Annotated in this window: 1 pseudogene; it reads left to right on the top strand. The window is 65.7% G+C overall.

Annotated elements, in window-relative coordinates:
* Positions 1–953 (top strand): annotated as a pseudogene (locus tag V6U89_RS30090) (hypothetical protein); the annotation flags it as partial.

The raw sequence follows: 953 nt of genomic DNA on the forward strand, positions 1-953 counted from the left end.
GCCGACGGTGGTGCGTTGCTGGTCGAGCGCGGCGGTAGCGCGCACCTGAAGAAGGTCACGCTGACCCGCAACAACGCCGAGGGCAACGGCGGCGCCATCGCCAACTTCGGCCGGGTCGACCTCGAGGACAGCGAGGTGGAGAACAACCACGCCCAGGAGAACGGCGGCGGCATCTTCAACCTCGGCGTCCTCAAGGTCACCGGAACCTCCGACCACAAGGACTGGTTCTCCAACGACAAGGGCGAGTCCGCCCGCGACGAGGACAAGGACCACAGGGACAAGGACAAGGGCGAGTCCGGCCGCGGCGACGAGCGCGACGACAAGGACAAGGACAAGGACAAGGGCGAGTCCGCCCGGGACAAGGACAAGGACCGGCACGACGACGACAGGGACAGGGACTGGTCCTCCCAGGGTCAGGGTGGCTCTGCCGACGGTCGGGATGAGCACGCCGACCGCAAGGGTCACGAGTCCCGCATCGCCAACAACACCGCCGGCAAGAACGGCGGCGGCATCGCCAACGGCCGCGACAAGGACAAGGACCACGACAAGGACCACGACAAGGACCACGGCAAGGACCACGGCAAGGACAAGGAACACGGCAAGGACAACAACTCCTGGCCGCGCTTCCAGGGCCGCGACGAGGCCGGCACCGTGGAGATCTTCAAGACCACCATCGAGGGCAACAAGGCCGACGAAAACGGCGGCGGCGTGTTCAGCTCCGGCGGCTTCGTCAAGATCGTCCTGTCCACCATCAAGGACAACACCGCCTGCGAGAACGGCGGCGGCATCTACGCCAAGGACACCACCCTCGACCTCGACAAGGTCACCGTCGCCAAGAACCACGCCAGCAAGGACGGCGGCGGCATCTACAACGTCAGCGACGAACACCGCAACGACAAGGACCACAACGACCGCAACGACGGCAACAACGGCCCGAACGGCAACAACGGCAA

Origin of the sequence: Micromonospora sp. CPCC 206171 (assembly GCF_036906755.1) — a bacterium.
GTDB classification, from domain to species: domain Bacteria; phylum Actinomycetota; class Actinomycetes; order Mycobacteriales; family Micromonosporaceae; genus Micromonospora; species Micromonospora purpureochromogenes.